The 21438-nt window shown below is 38.5% G+C and carries 18 protein-coding genes; 12 read left to right on the forward strand and 6 right to left on the reverse strand.

Translation table 11 applies throughout. The features are described from left to right. Positions 1–284 precede the first annotated feature (284 nt). Positions 285–500 (forward strand): helix-turn-helix transcriptional regulator, encoded by a 216-nt coding sequence (locus F981_RS00015; RefSeq protein WP_004716994.1) that lies wholly within the window; start codon positions 285–287, stop codon positions 498–500. Here F981_RS00015 and F981_RS00020 read toward each other — a convergent pair. Next, complete coding sequence (locus F981_RS00020) at positions 460–1683, reverse strand: tyrosine-type recombinase/integrase (protein WP_004716995.1); 1224 nt, start codon at positions 1681–1683, stop codon at positions 460–462. The genes F981_RS00015 and F981_RS00020 overlap by 41 nt on opposite strands. A gap of 181 nt (positions 1684–1864) precedes the next feature. After that, the gene (icd, locus tag F981_RS00025) at positions 1865–3121 is read right to left on the reverse strand and encodes an NADP-dependent isocitrate dehydrogenase (RefSeq protein WP_004716997.1); all 1257 of its coding nucleotides are present in this window, start codon (positions 3119–3121) and stop codon (positions 1865–1867) included. 804 nt (positions 3122–3925) lie between these two features. Between icd and F981_RS00030 the strand changes: the two genes are divergently transcribed. Beyond that, the gene (locus F981_RS00030; protein WP_004716999.1) at positions 3926–5218 is read left to right on the forward strand and encodes an MFS transporter; all 1293 of its coding nucleotides are present in this window, start codon (positions 3926–3928) and stop codon (positions 5216–5218) included. A gap of 375 nt (positions 5219–5593) precedes the next feature. Next, positions 5594–6382, forward strand: coding sequence for a pseudouridine synthase (locus tag F981_RS00035; protein ID WP_004717001.1), 789 nt, complete (start codon positions 5594–5596; stop codon positions 6380–6382). Between the two features lie 257 nt (positions 6383–6639). On the opposite strand, the gene F981_RS00040 is transcribed toward F981_RS00035, so the two are convergent. Then, positions 6640–8871, reverse strand: coding sequence for an NADP-dependent isocitrate dehydrogenase (locus F981_RS00040; protein WP_004717003.1), 2232 nt, complete (start codon positions 8869–8871; stop codon positions 6640–6642). Positions 8872–9555: 684 nt separating this feature from the next. On the opposite strand from F981_RS00040, the gene F981_RS00050 reads away from it, so the two are divergent. Both F981_RS00050 and F981_RS00055 read left to right on the forward strand, forming a co-directional pair. Then, on the forward strand, positions 9556–12012 hold the full coding sequence (locus F981_RS00050) for an acyl-CoA dehydrogenase (protein WP_004717004.1): 2457 nt from the start codon (positions 9556–9558) through the stop codon (positions 12010–12012). A gap of 159 nt (positions 12013–12171) precedes the next feature. Next, positions 12172–12558, forward strand: a complete 387-nt coding sequence (locus F981_RS00055) for a carboxymuconolactone decarboxylase family protein (protein WP_004717007.1) — start codon at positions 12172–12174, stop codon at positions 12556–12558. A 63-nt stretch (positions 12559–12621) separates the two neighbouring features. Here F981_RS00055 and F981_RS00060 read toward each other — a convergent pair whose 3' ends face one another. Then, positions 12622–12876: a hypothetical protein gene (locus F981_RS00060; protein ID WP_004717008.1), complete on the reverse strand. Its 255-nt coding sequence runs from the start codon at positions 12874–12876 to the stop codon at positions 12622–12624. Between the two features lie 311 nt (positions 12877–13187). On the opposite strand from F981_RS00060, the gene F981_RS00065 reads away from it, so the two are divergent. From F981_RS00065 to F981_RS00080, 4 genes are all read left to right on the forward strand, one after another. Then, positions 13188–13541 (forward strand): hypothetical protein, encoded by a 354-nt coding sequence (locus F981_RS00065; protein ID WP_004717011.1) that lies wholly within the window; start codon positions 13188–13190, stop codon positions 13539–13541. 1 nt (position 13542) lies between these two features. Beyond that, positions 13543–15261: a PepSY-associated TM helix domain-containing protein gene (locus F981_RS00070; RefSeq protein ID WP_004717012.1), complete on the forward strand. Its 1719-nt coding sequence runs from the start codon at positions 13543–13545 to the stop codon at positions 15259–15261. Beyond that, positions 15258–15596 (forward strand): DUF3325 domain-containing protein, encoded by a 339-nt coding sequence (locus F981_RS00075; RefSeq protein WP_004717014.1) that lies wholly within the window; start codon positions 15258–15260, stop codon positions 15594–15596. Before F981_RS00070 ends, F981_RS00075 begins: the two co-directional genes overlap by 4 nt. 89 nt (positions 15597–15685) lie before the next feature. Beyond that, positions 15686–16210: a tetratricopeptide repeat protein gene (locus F981_RS00080; protein WP_004717016.1), complete on the forward strand. Its 525-nt coding sequence runs from the start codon at positions 15686–15688 to the stop codon at positions 16208–16210. 49 nt (positions 16211–16259) lie between these two features. Here the strand turns inward: F981_RS00080 and F981_RS00085 are convergent, their stop codons facing one another. Beyond that, positions 16260–17198 (reverse strand): DUF4424 family protein, encoded by a 939-nt coding sequence (locus F981_RS00085; protein ID WP_004717018.1) that lies wholly within the window; start codon positions 17196–17198, stop codon positions 16260–16262. 5 nt (positions 17199–17203) lie between these two features. Beyond that, positions 17204–17755 carry a hypothetical protein gene (locus tag F981_RS00090; RefSeq protein ID WP_004717021.1) on the reverse strand — a complete coding sequence of 184 codons (552 nt, stop codon included), beginning with the start codon at positions 17753–17755 and terminating at the stop codon, positions 17204–17206. A gap of 420 nt (positions 17756–18175) precedes the next feature. Between F981_RS00090 and ahcY the strand changes: the two genes are divergently transcribed. From ahcY to F981_RS00105, 3 genes are all read left to right on the forward strand, one after another. Next, positions 18176–19558 (forward strand): adenosylhomocysteinase, encoded by a 1383-nt coding sequence (gene ahcY, locus F981_RS00095; RefSeq protein WP_004717024.1) that lies wholly within the window; start codon positions 18176–18178, stop codon positions 19556–19558. Positions 19559–19712: 154 nt separating this feature from the next. After that, the gene (metF, locus tag F981_RS00100) at positions 19713–20549 is read left to right on the forward strand and encodes a methylenetetrahydrofolate reductase [NAD(P)H] (protein ID WP_004717028.1); all 837 of its coding nucleotides are present in this window, start codon (positions 19713–19715) and stop codon (positions 20547–20549) included. A gap of 36 nt (positions 20550–20585) precedes the next feature. Beyond that, a complete protein-coding gene (locus tag F981_RS00105; protein WP_004717029.1) occupies positions 20586–21305 on the forward strand; it encodes a 16S rRNA (uracil(1498)-N(3))-methyltransferase in 720 nt (239 codons plus the stop codon). Positions 21306–21438 lie beyond the last annotated feature (133 nt).

Here is a 21438-nt window from a genome sequence, read left to right on the forward strand (position 1 = left end):
ATACATTCATTGCAAGCGGTGAATTTGATAAGGCTTTTCGTGATGTGTTTGGGTTGCCAAGTGAAGTGGTCAAGAGTTTGGGAGAAGTGGCGTGATGGATTTTAATTGCCCCTACTGCTCATGGGGAATGAATCGAGAAGATATCAATAATCAAGTACATGAAGATAATCATGTTGGGGTATGGGAAATTGAATGCCCTAACTGCAAAAAAAGTTTTTGAGTTACAAGCTGAAGCAAGTATTGATTATTGGGTTCATGTGAAAGAAGAAAAGGAGGAAGGTTGAATGACAGGCGAGCAATATTTAAGTGCAGCTCAACTTTGCGAAAAGTTTGGAAATATTTCTAAGCGCACTTTATTAAGATGGCAGGAGAAGAGAAACTTCCCTGCCCCAACAATCAGCTATCGGGGTGGTGCAAATTTATGGACAGTATCCGATGTTTTAGAATGGGAGATTTCTCTTAAAAAACAGGATAAGGCGCAACAATCTCTTGAAGCCTAGCTATCCATTTTTGCAATGCTTCCCTTTGTTCTTCAATATAATCATGATGGTCATACACTCTAAACATTATAGGCAGTGCATGACCAATCATAATTTCTGCTATATGTGGTTCAGTCAGTTTTGACATGTTTGTTCGCATTGTTCGCCGGATATCATGTAGTGACCAGTGATCGATCTTTATATCTTCTTCTCTTGCTAAGTATTCTGTTAGATCGTAAGGTAGGCTAATTAGCGCACCACGACTTAAAGGCTGATTTTTGTTTTTACCGCTGACAAATAAATAATTAGAATCATTTAATGTGGCAGCCAATTCAAATAGTTGTAAAGTCTCTTTAGTTAAAGGCCTAAGTAAAGGCTTACCACTTTTTAAACCTGTTTTATGATTTTCAGCTGGAATGGTCCAAATCATTTTATCTTTATCAATATGAGATTTTTCAGCTACTCGAAGCTCACCAGATCTACAACCATACACAAAACATAATTGAACAAAAATTCTGTTGCGAATGAACATCCTACTTCTCATCAAAGATCGCCAAATGCTAGCAAGCTCAGGATCAGATAAAGTTCTATCATTGGGCACATATTCAATATGCAAATCAACTTTGGGATTAATATCTGCGAGAGGATTGTTTATGCAAACTTGACGCCTTACCGCCCAACTCATCATTTGCTTTCCATTCGAAACTATTCTCTCAGCAATAAAAGGAACTTGTTCAGCTAATGGTTCAAGCAAATCAAGCCAATGTTGCATGCTTATTCTATCTGCAGGTAAATCGCCAATTTTAGGGAAAACATGCAATTCAAAACTTCTACTAATTTCTTGAGCACTTTTTTTGTTTTTAAATAAGTATTTTTCAGCCCAAGACTCATACAGTTCTTTAAGGGTTATATTCTGCGCAGTACTCTTATGTTTTTGAATTTTTCTCTCAAGTCTTGGATCTAAACCTTTTTCTATTTGTGCACGAAGTTCTTGTGATTTATCCCGAGCATCTTTAAGCGAGACATTTGGATAAGTACCAATATCAATTCGTGCTGCTTTGCCTTCCATTCTAAATCTTAACTGGAATGTGATTTTACCTTTAGCAGACACTCTTACACTCATAGCATCCCTATCAGCAAACTCTTCTACTTTATCTCGTACCTTATTGTAATTAGCTTTGAGCCATGTTTCGGTAATAGCCATGTGTACATAATCCTAATTTCCTGTGTACATTGTGATTTATGTACACAAATTTGTACATAATAAGGGTGGCTATTTTTAGTAGATAGGTGTCTTAGCTTGTCGCATGTTTTATTATTAAATTAAGAGGCTTATAAATAAAAAGGCCTGCACTTGGCAGACCTTTGATTAAGTTGTCTTTAGATTAATTATCCATGTTATCAATGATTGCTTGACCGAATTCAGAACAGCGGAGCAAAGTTGCACCTGGCATCAATCGCTCAAAGTCATAGGTGACAGTTTTCGCAGCAATCGCTCCCGATACGCCCTGAATAATCAAATCAGCAGCTTCAATCCACCCCATATCACGAAGCATCATTTCCGCAGAAAGAATGATAGAGCCTGGATTGACTTTATCTTGGCCCGCATATTTTGGTGCTGTACCGTGAGTCGCTTCATATACAGAAATTGCACCACCAATATTTGCACCCGGCGCAATACCAATACCACCGACTTCAGCTGCCAACGCATCAGAAATATAGTCACCATTTAAGTTAAGTGTCGCAATCACAGAGTATTCAGAAGGACGCATTAAGATTTGCTGTAGAAAGGCATCTGCAATCACATCTTTAATAATGATCTCTTTACCCGTTCTTGGATTTTTAATTTTTACCCAAGGGCCGCCATCAATCAGCTCGCCACCAAAACGATCAATTGCCAGTTCATAACCCCATTCTTTGAATGCACCTTCGGTATATTTCATGATATTGCCTTTATGCACTAAAGTTACACTCGGCTTATCATTATCAATCGCAAACTGAATCGCTTTACGCACTAAACGCTGAGTACCTTCTTTCGATACAGGTTTAATACCAATCCCACAATTATCTTCAAAACGAATCTTGGTTACACCCATTTCTTCTTTTAAGAATTTAATGACTTTTTTCGCTTCAGGAGAATCCGCTTTCCATTCGATACCTGCATAGATATCTTCGGAATTTTCACGGAAAATCACCATGTCAGTCAATTCAGGATGTTGAACAGGTGACGGCACACCTTCAAACCAGCGTACAGGGCGCACACAAACGTAAAGGTCGAGTTCTTGGCGTAAAGCGACATTTAATGAACGAATACCACCGCCCACAGGCGTAGTTAATGGACCCTTAATCGAAACCACAAATTCCCGCAGTGCCTCAAAAGTTTCTTCAGGCATATATGTCCCGTAGATTTTATCTGCCTTTTCACCACAGTAAACTTCCATCCATTCGATCGAACGTTTACCACCATAAGCTTTTTGAATTGCGGCATCTACAACAGCTTTCATGGCAGGTGTAATATCAACACCAATACCATCCCCTTCAATAAAAGGAATGATTGGATGATTTGGAACATTCAGTGACAAGTCTGCATTTACAGTAATTTTGCTACCATCAGCAGGCACTACGATCTTCTGATAACCCATTGTTGAGGTTCTCCCTTTTATTATAGTTGGCAAATCCAAAATAATTGCCAAATAGACAATACTTCTAACCATTCTTAACGCATATCAGTCTAGTCTAATTCGTACATTTTTTGAGATTTATACGAGGAATAACAACATTTCTCTACTGAATAAAGCATAATGTTCCATTATTTAATGTCATTTAACCCATCATTTTTTATATAAATCGACAAGCTCAATCATTCCTAATGCTTAAAATAAAAATATTAGCTTTGCTTTTCCATACACATAAATTTTCCAAGAGTCAGATCTTTAAAAGTGAGACTTACTTTACATTTTCACTATAAACATTATTTCTAATTTTTTGATTTTATATTCGCCATTTAATTTAAAAATCTATAACATTTTGACAATAGATTGATGACCAAACCAGCCACCTTAAAACCACAATATATTCATATATTTCATTGCATTAAATTATGCACCACAATAGATCACAAACAAAAAAACGTAATTTTATTTTTATTATTGGTGTTTTTTGCCATTGCTTTATATTTTAAAAAAATAATTTTCACAAAACCACAATCAAGTTAAGATTAATTACAAAAGTAATTCACTTTTACTATATGTTTTCACATGAATTTTAATGAAAAAATAAATCAAAATTCATTTTTTAATTCCTTCTGCCTATCCCATGACCTCTAATCAAATTAACCATCTTTGCAATTATTATTTAGTCTTAAAATCTTTAACATTATTCCTGTTTTTTAAATCGTAATGAATTTTGAATTTATTGCGATTCAACCTATCTCATGGATGTAAATAATGGATAAAACTTACACTAAAGAAGAGAAGCGAGGTCGTATACGCGGTATCGTCGGCGCAGCTTCAGGAAACTTAGTAGAATGGTTTGATTTTTATATTTATGCTGTGTTTGCGGCATATTTCACTAAAGCATTAACTGCACCTGATATGGACTCCGGTACTCAAGCAATTTATGTATGGGGTGTCTTTGCAGCCAGCTTCTTTATGCGACCAATTGGTAGCTGGGTTTTCGGACGAATTGCCGATAAACATGGCCGTAAAAAATCAATGGTCATTTCCATCTGTCTTATGGCAGTAAGCTCTTTCTTATTTGCCGCACTCCCAACCTATGAACAAGTTGGAATGGCAGCACCTTTCCTACTTTTACTTGTTCGCCTGCTACAGGGTTTATCTGTAGGTGGTGAATATGGTGCTGTAGCAACCTATATGAGTGAGCTTGGCTTAAAGGGTCAACGAGGCTTTTTTGCTTCTTTCCAATATGTCACCTTGTCGGGCGGTCAATTATTAGCAAGCTTGCTCGGTGTTATTATGCTGGCATTCCTATCAGAGCAGCAATTGCTTGATGGTGGCTGGCGTATTCCTTTTGTCATTGGTGGTATTGCTGCAATTATCTCCCTACTTGCACGTAGTCGTTTGGAAGAAACATTATCTAGCGAAGACAGTGATAAAGAAGAATCTGGAAGCTTAAGTGAACTGTTTAAAAATCACTGGAAAACCTTCTTATTGGTTGTAGGTTATACCTCTGCGGGTTCTCTCACCTTCTATGTGATTACAGTATATTCAAAGACCTACCTCACCAATATGGGTGTAGATAGTAAAACTGTCGGATTCATTATGACAGCTTCACTCTTTATCTTTATGCTTGCACAACCTGTGTTTGGTGCTATTTCTGACCGCATTGGCCGTCGTGCTGCAATGCTTGCCTTCAGTGGTACTATGGCGATTTTCATCTATCCAGTCATGGTGATCTGGATGCCACATTTCAGTTATTCGCCATTAATGGTTGCTCTGTTACTTATTTTCCTCATGATGTTGCTCAGCTTCTATACCTCTATCAGCGGATTGGTTAAGGCAGAAATGTTCCCACCACATGTTCGTGCATTGGGTGTTGGTTTCTCTTACGCTGTGGGTAATGCAATCTTTGGTGGTTCTGCGCCATCTGTTGCACTACAGTTCAAAGCAGCGGGTATTGAAAGCACCTTCTTCCTTTATGTGATTATCATGTTAGTGATCTGTTTCTTATGTAGTTTTAAATTACCGAAAGAACCTGAATATCTAAAACATGACCACTAAATAACATTATTAACCAACTAATAGCTTGTGATCACTGATTAAAATTTGAGATCTACGCTATTCAAAAAAGCTGTACTACCCAAAGGTGGTACAGCTTTTTTTCTATTATAAGGCTTAGGTTCAACGGATGCTGTTTTAAAGTTGCCTAGCTCAATTTCACGTAATAGTAAATTCTAGCAAGTTAAAACCACCAATCCCCCGCCTAAGAAAAATGTATTTACAACTCAGCCTAGGTAAATAAATAAAGTTGAAGAATACAAAGCGTAATCTGATATAGTAGCGCACATATCGTAGTCTTTATCTTTACCCAACTCTCTTCAAACGGGTAACTTTATCAAACTCAAAAATTTTATTGATATTTATTAGTGGTCTAAAGTGAAAATTGTCATTCTTAATAAACCTTATGACGTCCTCTCCCAGTTTCGTAAAGACGAAGCACATATGACGATGTCCGACTTCGTAGATGACTCGACTTTGCGTTTGGCGGGTCGTCTCGATATGGACTCTGAAGGTTTAGTTTTTTTAACTGATCATGGTGGTTTAAATCAATACATTACCAATCCTGCCAATAAGAAATTTAAAACTTATTTGGTGCAAGTTGATGGTAATGTAACTGAAGAAGCCCTAGAACAGTTGCGTAAAGGTGTTGAGCTAAAAGATGGTATGACTTTACCTGCTCAAGCGAATAAAGTTGAACAACCTGAATGGTTATGGGATCGTGATCCACCAGTACGTTTCCGTGCCAATATTCCAACATCTTGGATTGAAATTTCTATTTGTGAAGGCCGTAACCGTCAAGTCCGTCGTATGACTTCGGCTGTTGGTTTTCCAACTTTACGTTTGATCCGCACCAAGATTGGTGCAATTGATTTGGTTCAAATGGGTTTACAACCTGGTGAAACCAAAGAAATTGAACCATTACTTTATCCAGACTTCCAAAATATTCCAGCAGACGAACCTTATCGCTCACGCTCTTATGTGAAGAAACCTGGCGGTACAGGCGGAAAACCCATCGTTCGTAAGAATAAAGATGGTTCAACAAAGAAATCTGGAACTAAACGTATCTGGCAAATGGAAGATGGTGAAAAACCGCGTCGTAAGACCAATGGTACCACCCGCCCAAATACCAAAGCACCACGTGGTCGTGGACGTAATGGTCGCTAGGATTTAGTCCTTCTAAGCTATAAAGCAATTGCCGCTTATTGTAAAAATGCCCAATGAATTTCATTGGGCGTTTTTATTTTATAACTAAAAAACTCAAGACCAATTAAAACCAATCGCCCCCTCATCATTTAAATTGATTCATGCGTAAACTTGCAAATAAATAACTTAAACAAAGATTTACTCCCTCAATAAAAAAGCCGATGCGTATGCATCGGCTTTTCTCACCAACAAGATCGTCGGTTTATAGCATTTAAAACTTAAACAGTTGCAAGTGTAGCGTTAAGCGTCGCACTTGGACGCATTACAGCTTCAACCTTAGCGGTATCAACTGCATAATAACCACCAATATCCGCTGGCTTACCTTGAACAGCTGCAAGCTCAGCAAGGATTTTGTCTTCGTTCTCATCCAATGCTTTTGCAAGTGGTGCAAACTTGGCTTTTAATTCAGCATCGTCATTTTGTGCAGCAAGTGCTTCAGCCCAGAACTTCGCAAGGTAGAAATGGCTACCACGGTTGTCAAGCTCACCTGTACGGCGTGATGGAGACTTGTCGTTATCCAACAATTGACCAGTTGCTTGATCCAATGTTTTCGCCAATAACTTAGCACGCGCATTGTCTTCTTTAATACCTAGCTCTTCTAAAGAAACAGCCAAGGCCAAGAATTCACCAAGAGAGTCCCAACGCAAGTGGTTTTCTTCTACAAGCTGTTGTACGTGTTTAGGTGCTGAACCACCCGCACCTGTTTCGTACATACCGCCACCCGCCATTAACGGAACGATAGACAACATTTTCGCAGAAGTACCCAATTCCATGATTGGGAACAAGTCAGTTAAGTAATCACGTAAAATGTTACCAGTCACTGAAATTGTATCTAAACCACGAGCAACACGTTCAAGCGTATAACGCATTGCACGTACTTGTGACATGATTTGGATATCAAGACCTGCTGTATCATGATCTTTCAAGTATTTTTGTACTTTCTTGATCAATTCATTTTCATGTGGACGGTATGGGTCAAGCCAGAAGATTGCTGGCATACCTGAGTTACGCGCACGCGTTACCGCAAGTTTTACCCAGTCACGAATCGGTGCGTCTTTCACCTGACACATACGCCAGATATCGCCTTCCTCAACGGTTTGTGACATCAACACTTCACCAGTTTCAAGATCTGTGATGTTTGCAACACCCGCTTCAGTGATCTCAAAAGTTTTGTCATGTGAACCGTATTCTTCAGCTTTTTGCGCCATCAAACCAACGTTTGGCACAGTACCCATAGTACGTGGGTCAAAGTTACCATTCCACTTACAGAAATTAATCATTTCTTGGTAGATACGTGCGAATGTTGACTCTGGCATAACAGCTTTACAATCATACTGCTTACCATCAGCACCCCACATTTTACCGCCACCACGAATCATCGCAGGCATAGATGCATCTACAATCACATCATTTGGTGAATGGAAGTTAGTAATACCTTTCGCTGAATCCACCATTGCAAGTGCAGGACGGTGTTCTTGGCAAGCGTGAAGATCTTCAATGATCTCTTCGCGTAATGATGTTGGTAAAGTTGCAATCTTCTCGTAAAGACCAGCCATACCGTTATTGACGTTAATACCTAACTCATCAAATAACTTAGCGTGCTTTTCAAATGCTTCTTTATAGTAAATTTTTACACAGTGACCGAATACAATCGGGTGTGAAACTTTCATCATGGTTGCTTTTACATGCAACGAAAATAAAATGCCTGCTTCACGGCAATCATCAAGTTCTTTCTCATAGAAATCGCAAAGCGCTTTCTTGCTCATAAACATTGAATCGATGATTTCGCCATCAAGTAATGCAACTTTTGGCTTAAGCACAATGCTCTCACCATTTTTGGTGATAAGTTCCATTTTTACGTTACGCGCACGGTCAAGTGTCATTGACTTTTCACCGTGGTAGAAATCGCCCTCATCCATATGCGAAACATGTGTTTGTGACCACTGTTTCCATTCGCTCATTGAATGTGGATGTTTCTTCGCATAGTTTTTCACTGCTGCAGGTGCACGACGGTCAGAGTTACCTTCACGTAACACTGGATTCACCGCTGAACCAAGGCACTTACTATAACGTACCTTAATTGCTTTTTCTTCTTCAGTTGTTGGATTTTCAGGATAGTCTGGGATTGCATAACCCTTTGACTGAAGTTCCTTAATACATGCGCTCAACTGAGCAACAGATGCACTGATATTTGGGAGTTTGATAATGTTAGTGTCTGGATCTTGAGTAAGACGCCCTAAATGCGCAAGGTTGTCAGATACTTTCTGTTCATCGCTTAAGTATTCCGCGAATTCTGCAAGAACACGAGCAGCTACAGAAATATCAGTTTTGACAATCTCTACGCCAGCTGGCTTAGTAAAGGTCTCAATGATCGGCAGTAGCGAATAAGTCGCCAACAATGGCGCCTCGTCAGTCAGTGTGTAAATGATTGTTGACTTTCCACCAGCCATATATAGCCCCTTGCTTTAAATTGTGTTTTGAGAACCGAGCTTGTGACCCAGCCCTTACGAACCGACTTGCTTAAATTTAACCCCAAGAGTATCAGCCTTCCTGGTATTACAGTCAACGTAAGATCTGTGATAACGACATTTCGTAAAAAAATGGTACATCACAAATATTGCATTAATATCAATATTTGCACAAAAATTAAGCATTTTCTTGTAAAAATAGCCATTCCGACCAAGAGCAACAACAATCCATGCCGTCTTCTGCTTTATTGTTTTAAACATTAAAAATTTTATCTTGCTGATTCTTACAGACTGAGCAGCAAATTGAAAGCCATTGAAAACAGATCGACGCGCTTCAGCGACATAAAACAAGCCAAACAGCACAAACAAAAATTAGCTAAATACTATTTAAATTTTAAATCATTCAAGTCTGCCTTAAGGTGAATGAGCAAATGAATGGAAAATTATTTATTCCCCTAATGCGCTGGTCACGATATGACAATAAATATTATTTGGTTAACTTATACTCACAAAACAACAATACTTTTACCTTAAATAGTAAGTCAAAAAATCGTTATTAATAAGTTACATGTTTAAATTTTCATCACATCATTGATGAAAGAATAACCTTCAATGATGTATTTCCGATCCCAAAATTAATATTAAAACTGTAGAGGTAATATGTTAATGCTATTACTCATCGCAATACTTATTCAAATCATCTCACTCTGGGCTGTTTTCTTTTTTGCACTTCATCGAACAGTCGGAAGTATCACTACGATTGTCATTGCAATTCTGAGCGCTGTGATCAGCCCGTGGTCTCTCATCCTTGGTCTTCCGCTTATTCTCATCAGTTTAGTGTTACTGTTTGAACCACTGCGAATGCAAGTTTTGACTAAACCGGCCTATAAAACATTAGCCAATGCAATGCCAAGCATGAGTACCACTGAACGTGAAGCATTGGATGCGGGTACCAGTTGGTGGGAAAAAGAATTATTTATGGGGGCGCCAGATTGGGAAAAATTTAACAATTATCCCTACCCGACGCTTAGTAATGAAGAGCAATCTTTTTTAGATCATGAGGTTGAACAACTCTGTCAGTTGCTAGATGAATGGGAAATTCATCAAAATAAAGACCTGAATGCAGAGACATGGCAATTTATTAAAGACAATGGCTTTTTTGGACTCATCATCCCTAAAACTTATGGTGGTCGTGAATTTAGCTCTTTTGCACAAAGTCGTATTATGAGCAAAATTGCTTCACGTTCTTTAACCACCGCTGTAACCTGTATGGTGCCTAACTCATTAGGACCAGGTGAGCTCTTACTGAATTATGGTACAGACGAACAAAAAAATCGTTATTTGCCCGGCTTAGCCAAGGGTGAGGAAATTCCTTGTTTTGGACTCACCAGTCCTGAAGCGGGTTCTGATGCTGGGGCGATTCCAGATACTGGCGTGGTTTGTTATGGGGAATTCGAAGGTCAACAAGTGCTTGGCTTAACAATGAATTTCTCAAAACGCTGGATTACCCTAGCACCCGTTGCAACAGTAGTCGGTCTCGCCTTCAAACTGTATGACCCAGATGGCTTATTGGGAGATAAAACTAAAACTGAGTATGGTATTACCTGTGCTCTTATACCCGCCTCTCATGCAGGCGTAGAGGTTGGACCAAGGCACCATCCGGGTGGTTCCCCATTTATGAATGGTACAGTCGAAGGTAAAGATGTCTTTATTCCGCTTGACTGGATTATTGGTGGCGCAAAAAATGCGGGGAATGGCTGGCGTATGCTGATGGAATGTCTGGCTGTTGGACGTGGTATTTCACTTCCTGCACTTTCTACAGCCGCAGGTGAAATGACGTATTTATCTGTAGGTGCATTCGCTAAAATTCGTCAACAATTTAAATTATCAGTAGGTAAATTTGAAGGGGTGCAAGAAGTTAGTAGTGACATCGTCAGCCATACCTATATGTTGGAAGCTTTTCGCTATTTAGTCACTTGCGGTTTAAATCAAGGTGGCAAACCCGCTGTTATGACCGCGATGGCAAAATACTATGCCACTGAAACGATGCGAAAAATCGTCAATCATGGTATGGACATCACTGGTGGTCGTGGTATTCAACAAGGTCCGCGTAACTTTCTTGCCAATATGTATCAAGCCATTCCGATCTCGATAACGGTTGAAGGGGCAAATATCTTAAGCCGTTCGTTGATGATCTTTGGTCAAGGTTCGATGCGTTGCCATCCTTATTTATTTGAGGAATTACAACTGTTACAGGCCGAAGATAAAGCCTCTGCCTTAAATACATTTAACACCATGTTATATCAACATTTAGGCTACACCTTAAACCGTGGCGCGCGTGCGTTCACTTATGGATGGTTTGGGGCAAGTAGTCAACGACCCGACTCATCAGATGCTTTTACTCAACCTTATTATAAAATCATCAATCGATTCAGTACTGACTTCGCCCTAACCGCAGATATGTGTCTTGGACTGTTAGCTGGTGATATTAAACGTAAAGAAATGCTCTCAGGGCGATTAGCTGATATTCACTCCAAAATGTTTATTGCAACAGCCATTCTCAAATTTTATGAAAATGGTCAAAGATCCTCGCAAGAACAGGTACATGCCAAACTTGCATTAGACGAAACGCTTTATGATGCCCAAGAAGCATTTTATGGCTTATTTGATAATTTTCCGATTCAAATTGCATCAAGTCTGGTTAAATTTGTTTGTTTCCCATTTGGTCGACCAATCAAGAAACCAAGCGATCGTCAAAAGAGTGAAGCAGCGGAACTGCTCATGCAAGATAACCCGTTCCGAGATTATTTAAAAACGCAGGTTTATTATACTGTTGATCCGAATGATGCTTTTGGACGAATGGAAGCCACCTTCAATCTACTCACAGCTGTTGAAGACGATTGGAACAGCTTTAAAAAAGCGGAATCTAAAGGTGAATATCAAGGGCTAACATTTGAAGAGCGCATACAGGATGCAGTCACTCGTGGCTTAATCAGCGATGATTTAGCCACAAAATTAACCCAATATAATGCACTTCGTTATGACAGTATGCTCACAGATATTTTTGATGAAAAATTAGAGCAGGTGTTGGTATTAGAAAATCCTCATCTTCACTCAACTTAAATCTATTTGGCAAATGCCATTTAAGAGATAAGGCAATATAAAACGTTGACCATAAACAGCGATTCACCATCGCTGTTTTTTAACATAGACATATTGCCAATGGGTTATTTGACTATTACGGTATAGTGTTAAAAATATAATAGCTGAGGAAAAAAGACGATGTCTCAACAAGATTATGAAAATGGCTTAAAAGTCCGTACAGAAGTGATGGGAGAAAGCTTTGTAAAACGCGCTCAAGACAATACTGTTGCTTTTACAAGACCTTTGCAAGACTGGATCAATGAGCATGCATGGGGTTCAACTTGGCAACGTGAGGGTGTTTTACCACGTAAATACCGCTCTTTGATTACCATTGCATTTTTAGTTGCACAAAAAAGTCCAACCGAACTAAAAGGTCATATTCGTGGTGCATTGAATAATGGCGCAACAGTTGAAGAAATTCAGGAAGTGTTATTACACAGTTTACCTTACTGTGGCGCACCCACAACCCAAGATGCATTTCGTGCAGCGCTTGAAGTCATCAATGAATACCAAAAAGAATCATAGACAAGCAATACGTTCTATTTTTCAATATAGGCCATGCTCAAAACTATGGCCTATATTGCCGAGTTAATTCCAAAACACATTAAAGCTATAGAAAAACTCATCCACTTCAAAACGTATGTGATATCCCAATTGAGTTAACTCAGAAGAAAGCCCACGAATATCCTCTAAAGCTAGATGTTTAGGTAAAACTGTAAAAACAGCAGTATTGCCCTGCTTGGCATTCTCTTCAATCATTTGGGCTAAACGAACTTTATACAACTCTATATTTAAGTTTGAATTGGCTGCCAATCGTTTCGCATCTTCAGCATGAATAAACATTATTTAATTTCCATATTATTGTTTTCCAAGATGTCACTACAAGATATAAATAAATATCGGAATACGCTGTATGCTTTATGTTCGAAGGCATATACTCAAAAATATAGTCACGATAAAAATCGTTGTAACTATAAAAAATCATAAGAATTTTTTTACACGCTTTCTGGGTTCACTTCTAGCAAAAAACCTACTCACAAAAATCAAAATAAATCCAGTGCTTTATTTCAATGAAATTTAACTTTTGTATTTAAAAAGTAAATGATAATTGTTATTATTTACTTAATTTTTAACCTTTCATTATTTGATTGCCTATGAATAGCCAGACTGAACTCGATGCACTTAGCGCGTCAGTTTCAACTCCGACTGTATCTACACGAGCTAAATCCGCACCGTCCCTCATACAATATCGTGTCATGATTTTCTATCGTTTTGCTCTGGCAATTCTTGGTGGTTATCTGCTTGCGTCTTTGTCCGCTATAGTGATTGCAAAAACATTTGCTGATTATCGTGCCACGGCTGCGATGAGTGCAACGCTACTTGCTTTCTGTATTCACTGTGCTGCATTCATTTGGGTTTTTATGGTCAATAAGACATCAAAAGCCAGCTTAGGCATACTGATTCCAAGTATCATTTTATTTGTCATTTATAAAATGATGGGGAATTAAGATGCGCGTAGATGCAAAAGTTGAAGGTCCACGCCAATCCATGTCATGGTTACATACATGGGCAAGCTTAATTCTTGGTTGGTTACTCTATGCAATTTTTTTGACGGGAACATTGAGTTTCTTTCAGTCGGAAATAACGGCTTGGATGAAACCAGAAATACATCAATCCGTTCCAAGTGATTCTCAGGTACAGCAAACCCAAGTTGCCTTAGATTATCTACAAAAGCATTATCCTGATGCAGGCAGTTGGACGATTCAATTACCTAATTCTAGACAGACCACAACTGAATTAAATATCCGTAAACAAGGGGAAGATCTACAAGCACGTCGTGGTGGGGAAAGGATCACCATTGACAGTGCAACTGGACAAGTTATTGAAGCACGAGACACCCGTGGTGGTGGTTTTCTATATCGCTTTCACTTTGAACTGTATGGATTTGATCGTATTTGGGCACGTTGGATCGTCGGTTTAGCTACCATGCTGATGTTTGTGGCAATTATCAGTGGCATTATTACCCATAAAAAAATTTTTAAAGATTTCTTTACGTTCCGTTCAGGTAAAGGACAACGCTCTTGGTTAGATGCACATAATGCCACAGCTGTTTTTGCCCTTCCCTTTCATATCATGATCACCTTCAGTGGTTTGTTATTACTAATGTTTATGTTTATGCCTTGGGGAATCAACCAAGTCTATAAAGATCGACAAGAGTTTTTTCAAGAGATGCGCGGAGGTGCAGTTCAGCAAAATAATGCTCGCAATAGAAATGCTGAAAACCGTACTGGTTCTGCAAATACAAGTCAAACTCAAGGTCAAAATGAACAACGCTCACGAGGTGAAAGAGGCAAAAAACATCAACAAGATGTTGGTCATCCTGCGCCACTCACCGACTTAACCCCGCTTATTACAACCGCACAAGCGCAGTGGAAAGAAAATCCGATTGCTTCTATTCAAATCATTGCGCCAAATACATCCAATGCCACCATTGAACTTCGCGCTTTATATGCGAAGAGTGTAGTTCAGCGTGGTGTTTACCCCATTTTAAAATTCGATGGCGTGACTGGCAAAGACATCAGCGAAGCGGCTCAAGCAAACAATGCCTCTATCCCAATGGGGATTTACAATGTGGTGACTGTATTGCATGAAGCACGTGGTCTTGATTTAACCTTCCGCTGGTTATTGTTCTTCTCTGGTGTAATGGGCACATTAATGGTTGCAACGGGGCTGATCTTATGGTGCGTCAAACGTGCACCGCAACAACAAAAACAAGGCTATAAATCATTTGGTTATCGTTTTGTTGAAGTGATGAATATTGCCGCTGTGATTGGATTACCTATTGCATGTGCAGCCTACTTCTACGCCAATCGTTTCATTCCATTTGAAATAGAAACACGTTTAAATTGGGAAATTAGAGCCTTCTTTATTGTATGGTTAGCTACGTTAATTTATGCAGCGCTTCGCCCACATCGTCAAGCTTGGCTAGAACTTCTATTGTTCTCTGGTGTTGCTTTTGCCCTATTGCCTATTGTCAATTTTATTACGGGTGGTCAAGCACTTTGGAACAGTATTGCCAATGGCCAATGGATGATTGCGTCTTTTGATTTAATGACATGGGCGCTTGCGATTTTGTTTTTCTACTCATTTTATAAAGTTAAAAAACATAAAGGGCTTCCTGTCAAAAAAGCCAGACATGTACTTTCAAATAAGGAGATTTCAGCGTGATTTTCTTCTTATTAATTTGGTCTTTGTCTAGCTTGGCTTTTATCGCGCTTGCCAGCGCAATGTCAAAACATCAAAAACAGTTCTATGGACATGAACTAAGCCCCAAACAAACCCAACTTGCTTCTATTTCTGGTTGGGCTTTACTACTGATTTCACTGATCATTTGTGTCATGTCAGGGCAGCTTAGTAGCATGCTCAGCATTTGGGTTGGAGTACTGACCTTTTCAGCATTATTTGTTGGGGTGTTATTAAGCTATTACAGTTTAAAAATGAAATTGGCTGCCAGCTTTTGTGTGGGTATCAGCTTAATCACAAGTGTGATGCTACTCATTTAAACTGTTTCACAAAAATCAGTTATAATCATAAGCCAATCTGCGGATTGGCTTTTTTTCTATCAAATTTATTGCCTTGTATTGGTATTTTTATGTCTAAACCACTTTCAATCCCTTCAGAATTACTCAATCGTGCGGCAATGGGCAATCCCGCTGCACAATTTGAACTTGCTGAAATATATATGCAAAGTGAAGATGAAGATAACAATCAACTTGCAGAAGAATGGGCACTCAAAGCAGCACAATTAGGCCATGTTGAAGCCATGTATTGGTTAGGTGAAGGCTATGCTTATTATGCAAAAGATATCCTTGAAGAAGATCCTAAAGAAGCCAAGGCTTATTTTGAACATGCCCACCGCTGGTTAGAGCAAGCGGCCAAACATCAGCATCCTGCTGCGATTTTAGAGTTATCCAATTTCTATCGCCGTGGCGATGTTGTTGAAAAAGATCTGGTGAAATCAGTAGAGCTGGTTGAGCAAGCAGCAAAACTGGGTGAAGTTCAAGCCATGCGTGATCTTGTTTGTATTTATGAACACGGGATGGGCGTTGATGTTGATGAAGAAAAAGCTGATTTTTGGGCTGAAAAAGCCAAGTCAGCTGAAGACACCTCAGTATAATTTATAAATTTAAGCCCATATAAAATGGGCTTAAATTTGATTCACTTATTTAATTACGTAAATGCACAAAAATTACATCTAAATCTTGTTTAGGTACAAAGTTTTTCTCAACCATTTGGAATTGTGTCGGGCTAATTTTATTGACTTTACCTTTCCAACAAAACGATACCAACTCTCCCGGATCACGTTCAATGGTCAATTTAAAGTTTTCAATCGGTTTTGCCCAATTTGCCCCAGTAGTCAAAATATAACTCAGTGCATTAAAAGGCGAATGTTCCGACTGTGCTTTTTTCAAGCCTTTCTTAAAATTACTGTCCATACAAAATTGTTGATTATATTCATCTGGATATAGTGCAACCGAACCACCCACTAAAGGTTTATATTGATGTTTTACCTGTGTAATTGAATTGGCTTTAAAAGTTTGCTTCCAGCTATAAACCACTTGTGATGACCAGTTGATGACTTCATCTGGATTTTTAGGCAAAATGCTTTTTACTTTAGGGTTTGAACAGCCTTTCAGTTTCTTTTCAAATACCCCATATTCATCACTTTTGCGATTCCAAGGATTTAACATTTCAGTTTGTGAAAAGCCACACTGTTTAAATAACTCAGTGACATCAATCGCTTTAGACTTTTCATCTCTTTGTATAAATGTCTGCACATGCATTGTCGGTTGAACCGCTTTTCCATTAACCTGAATTTTAAAACTTTTTAATAAATCCTCAGTGTGGGCAAAATCGGATTCAAAAGTATTATCAACTCGTGGTAAAGGGAACAAAACAGTTTCAGTAATATCCTGATTACTGAGGTTTTTAAATTGATAATCGACCTTAATTAATTTTTTACTAATAAATAAGTCTTCACGTTGCATGGCAATATTTTTATTTTTAAGGTACTCAATTCCCCCTGTTCCCACATAACCTGTAGAATCATTGGCGAAAGCTGATGTCGCTGTTAGAATCGAAGTGATCAATACGATTTTTTTCATTCTCTTTAATCCAAATCAGGAAATTCTATTGTTTGATAATGCACACAATAAATGGATTCATCAAAAATAATATGTTTAGCAATCTGTTTGATAATCTGTTCTTGTAAAAGAATTTCTTTTTCTAAAACTTCATTCCAATAGATTGAGTTTTCTGAAAAATTCTCATAATAATCCAATACTTCAATCATCGCATTAAACAAAGCCACTAAATGCTGGCTTTTGTTTTGATTTGATACCATCAAGAAAAAGGCATCCAAAGAAATCACTTCAATGGCCGCTAATTCCTCATAATCATCGGCATATTCATCTACTAAAGCATTTGATTGTCGAATTTGCTTTTGATAATCAATTAAATTTTCTTGATCAATATCCTGAAACAATTGTTTTTTATCAATTTTAATTTGATAATTTTGTTCAATAGCAGATTGAAACGTTGGTAATTTTTCAAAAAAAGCAAAAACAGCTTTCACCAAACTTTTCCGCTGTTCAAGAGAAGCCTGCTCAATGGCTTGTCGCAATGCAAAGCTATGCTGATCTATTATTTTTACAATATCCATAAATTTAATGTTCCCGATATTCACTTTTTAAACCCAAAAAACCAGATATAGAAAAAGCAAAGCACGCATCATAATCACAAATACTGCAATCATCGTTGCATAGCTCTAGCACTTGGCAAACGCTTAAACGCATCATCTTGATTTTATTTCTGTTTATATATCAATAAATACTGATCATATTTTTGCATAGCTTAGCGATTCAAAAACAATTCTATCTTTTAGTTGAATATTAACCAACTACATTTGAACTCTATTAAAATCTAGGTACAATAGTCGCCAGTCGAGGGATGCTGCGACTTTTTCACAGGCACATAAATGTGAAATCGCTAGGCTCGACGATTCGGTCAGACCTTCGTGCTGATCAACAACGGCATCCGCGAACTGAATGATCAATATTTTTTTAATATAAAGGAGATCGTGATGAACGCGGTTAATGCTTCATTTACAGATTATAAAGTTGCAGATATTTCCCTCGCTGACTACGGTCGTAAAGAAATCAAACTTGCTGAAGCAGAAATGCCAGCGTTGATGGGCTTACGTAAACGTTATTCAGCAGCAAAACCTCTTGCTGGCGCAAAAATTCTTGGTTGTATTCATATGACCATTCAAACTGCTGTTTTAATTGAAACACTGGTTGAATTAGGCGCAGAAGTACGTTGGACTTCATGTAACATCTTCTCAACTCAAGACCATGCAGCAGCAGCAATTGCAGCATCTGGTGTTCCAGTATTCGCTTGGAAAGGTGAAACTGAAGAAGAATACATGTGGTGTCTTGAACAACAAATCAATGTTAATGGCACACCTTGGGATGCCAACATGATTCTTGATGATGGTGGTGATTTAACTGCTGTTGTTCATGAAAAATATCCTGAACTTATTGCTAAAATTCATGGTATTACAGAAGAAACTACAACGGGTGTTCAACGCCTAAACGAAATGTTCCGTGATGGTACTTTAAAAGTTCCTGCAATTAACGTGAATGATTCAATCACAAAATCTAAAAACGACAATAAATATGGCTGCCGTCATTCATTAAATGATGCAATCAAACGCGGTACAGATATGTTGTTATCTGGTCGTCGTGCGCTAGTAATTGGTTATGGTGATGTTGGTAAAGGTTCTGCTCAATCACTTCGCCAAGAAGGTATGATTGTACGTGTAACTGAAATTGACCCAATCTGTGCAATGCAAGCATGTATGGACGGTTATGAAGTTGTTTCTCCATATAAAAATGGTGTACAAACAGGTAAAAAAGAAGACATTAACCTAGACCTTCTTCAAAATACTGATTTGATCGTAACAACAACTGGTAACTACCACGTATGTGATTCTGCAATGTTAGATACATTAAAAGCAGGTTCAGTGGTGTGTAATATCGGACACTTTGATACTGAAATCGATACAAACTATTTACGTGGTTACAAGTGGGTTGAAGTTAAGCCTCAAGTACACCAAGTGTATCGTACAGAAAATGAAAATGATTACCTGATTCTTCTTTCAGAAGGTCGTTTGGTTAACCTTGGTAATGCAACAGGTCACCCTTCACGCGTGATGGATGGTTCTTTTGCGAACCAAGTATTAGGTCAAATGCACTTATTCGCAGAGAAATTTGCTGATCTTCCAGAAGATCAAAAAGCAGCACAGATCCGTGTTGAACTGATTCCTAAGAAATTAGATGAAGAAGTTGCTGCTGCAATGGTTGCTGGTTTTGGTGGTGTATTGACGCAATTGACTCAAGTTCAAGCAGATTACTTGGGCGTTGCAGTTGAAGGTCCATTTAAATCTGAGGCTTATAAGTACTAAGTTTTAATCCTCTCTCCCTAGCTTTCTCTCTTAGGGAGAAAGCAATATTCATTAACGTATTAATGAATATAAAGGCAAGGTCCTCTCCTTTTAGGAAAGGACCTCGGAGAGGCTAAAACAAATTAAAAAAGTATGAATAAAAAAGGATTTAACCATGACCAAACGTGTTCCAATTTCGTTTGAGTTTTTCCCGACCAAAACTGATGCAGGGGCGGAAAAACTTAAGCTTGTTCATCAAGAATTACAGCTTTTAAATCCAGAGTTTTTCTCGATTACTTATGGGGCTGGTGGTTCTACTCGTGAACGTACATTAGCCGCAATTGCTGACTTTAATGGTAAAGGCACACCTGTTGCCCCTCACCTTTCATGTATTGGTGATGACAAAGTACGTATTGCTGAATTACTCGATATCTATAAAGCTCAAGGGATTGATCGTATTGTCGCGCTTAGAGGTGATTTACCTTCTGGTCAAGTCGGCCTAGGTGAACTGCCTTATGCAACTGATTTGGTCCGTTTTATTCGTGAACACTCAGGCGATCATTTTAAAATTGAAGTTGCGGCATATCCTGAAATGCATCCACAAGCTGACAACTTTGATGCAGACATTCAGCACTTTGCAGAAAAAGTCAAAGCTGGTGCAAATGCAGCCATCACTCAATTTTTCTTTAATCCAGATGCCTATTTCTATTTTGTAGAGCGTATCCAAAAACAAGGAATTGATATTCCTGTTGCGCCAGGAATTATGCCAATTACCAATGCAAGCAATTTAATCCGCTTTGCAGATGGGACAGGTGCAGAAATTCCGCGCTGGATTCGTAAGCAACTTGCGACCTATGGAGATGACACTGTAAGTATCAAAGCCTTTGGACATGAAGTTGTGATCAAACTGTGTGAACGCCTTATTGCAGGAGGTGCACCAAGTTTGCATTTCTATAGCATGAATCATACTGAGCCAAACCGCCAATTGGTACTTGATCTCGGTTTAGCTTAAATCAAAATTGCATCATCAACTTGTGAGTAATACTGCATGCCCCGTTTTTATATTGAAACTGATTTAGCTGCCGAAACTACGGTTGAACTCACTGAAACAGTATTTCATCATTGGGTCAAAGTATTGCGTGCACAAGTGGGTGAAAAAGCCACCTTGTTCAATGGACAAGGGGGTGAATATGAAGTGACTTTAACAGCAGTCGCAAAAAAATCTGCTTCTGTTTTAGTCAATTCATTTAATCCAGATAACCGTACCCCTGCTTTTACAGCCCTACTTGGACAAGTCATGAGTAAGGGCGATCGTATGGATTATGCGATTCAAAAAGCTGTGGAATTGGGCGTATCTCAAATTCAATTGCTCACATCAGAACGCTGTGAAATGCGTTTAAAATATGATCGAGATCAAAAGAAATTAGATCATTGGCAAGCTATAGCGATTGCAGCTTGTGAACAATGTGGTATGAATCTTGTTCCGCAGATTTTAGCGCCTCTAAGCCTAAACGAATGGATCAAAACTGAATTACCGCAGAGCAAATTTGTCCTTGCGCCTGAAAAAGAGCAGACAGATGTACTGAAAGATATAAGCCCTGATATTGCCCTTTTGATTGGCCCTGAAGGTGGCTTAAATGAAGCTGAAATTGATCAGGCCAACCAATATGGATTTAAAAATTGGTGCATCGGTGATCGTATTTTAAGAACTGAAACAGCCCCTGTAGTTGCTTTATCAATTTTGAATTATCAAAGCTTTAAAAAGTGATGTATGTCATGTAAAATAATTGCAAATTGGATGATTTCACAGTATTTTAATTCCAAAGAAACTATTAATTAGCAAATTTTAAATAGTTGCTCCGTTAAACCTACACATTCTAAAAATAGCAGAGGTGCAAGCG

Origin of the sequence: Acinetobacter guillouiae CIP 63.46 (assembly GCF_000368145.1) — a bacterium.
GTDB lineage: Bacteria > Pseudomonadota > Gammaproteobacteria > Pseudomonadales > Moraxellaceae > Acinetobacter > Acinetobacter guillouiae.

Coding starts and splice junctions, on each gene's coding strand:
- F981_RS00015 (WP_004716994.1), top strand. CDS start 285: ATGACAGGCGAGCAATATTTAAGTGCAGCTCAACTTTGCGAAAAGTTT.
- F981_RS00020 (WP_004716995.1), bottom strand. CDS start 1,683: ATGGCTATTACCGAAACATGGCTCAAAGCTAATTACAATAAGGTACGA.
- icd (WP_004716997.1), bottom strand. CDS start 3,121: ATGGGTTATCAGAAGATCGTAGTGCCTGCTGATGGTAGCAAAATTACT.
- F981_RS00030 (WP_004716999.1), top strand. CDS start 3,926: ATGGATAAAACTTACACTAAAGAAGAGAAGCGAGGTCGTATACGCGGT.
- F981_RS00040 (WP_004717003.1), bottom strand. CDS start 8,871: ATGGCTGGTGGAAAGTCAACAATCATTTACACACTGACTGACGAGGCG.
- F981_RS00050 (WP_004717004.1), top strand. CDS start 9,556: ATGCTATTACTCATCGCAATACTTATTCAAATCATCTCACTCTGGGCT.
- F981_RS00055 (WP_004717007.1), top strand. CDS start 12,172: ATGTCTCAACAAGATTATGAAAATGGCTTAAAAGTCCGTACAGAAGTG.
- F981_RS00060 (WP_004717008.1), bottom strand. CDS start 12,876: ATGTTTATTCATGCTGAAGATGCGAAACGATTGGCAGCCAATTCAAAC.
- F981_RS00065 (WP_004717011.1), top strand. CDS start 13,188: ATGAATAGCCAGACTGAACTCGATGCACTTAGCGCGTCAGTTTCAACT.
- F981_RS00070 (WP_004717012.1), top strand. CDS start 13,543: ATGCGCGTAGATGCAAAAGTTGAAGGTCCACGCCAATCCATGTCATGG.
- F981_RS00080 (WP_004717016.1), top strand. CDS start 15,686: ATGTCTAAACCACTTTCAATCCCTTCAGAATTACTCAATCGTGCGGCA.
- F981_RS00085 (WP_004717018.1), bottom strand. CDS start 17,198: ATGAAAAAAATCGTATTGATCACTTCGATTCTAACAGCGACATCAGCT.
- F981_RS00090 (WP_004717021.1), bottom strand. CDS start 17,755: ATGGATATTGTAAAAATAATAGATCAGCATAGCTTTGCATTGCGACAA.
- ahcY (WP_004717024.1), top strand. CDS start 18,176: ATGAACGCGGTTAATGCTTCATTTACAGATTATAAAGTTGCAGATATT.
- metF (WP_004717028.1), top strand. CDS start 19,713: ATGACCAAACGTGTTCCAATTTCGTTTGAGTTTTTCCCGACCAAAACT.
- F981_RS00105 (WP_004717029.1), top strand. CDS start 20,586: ATGCCCCGTTTTTATATTGAAACTGATTTAGCTGCCGAAACTACGGTT.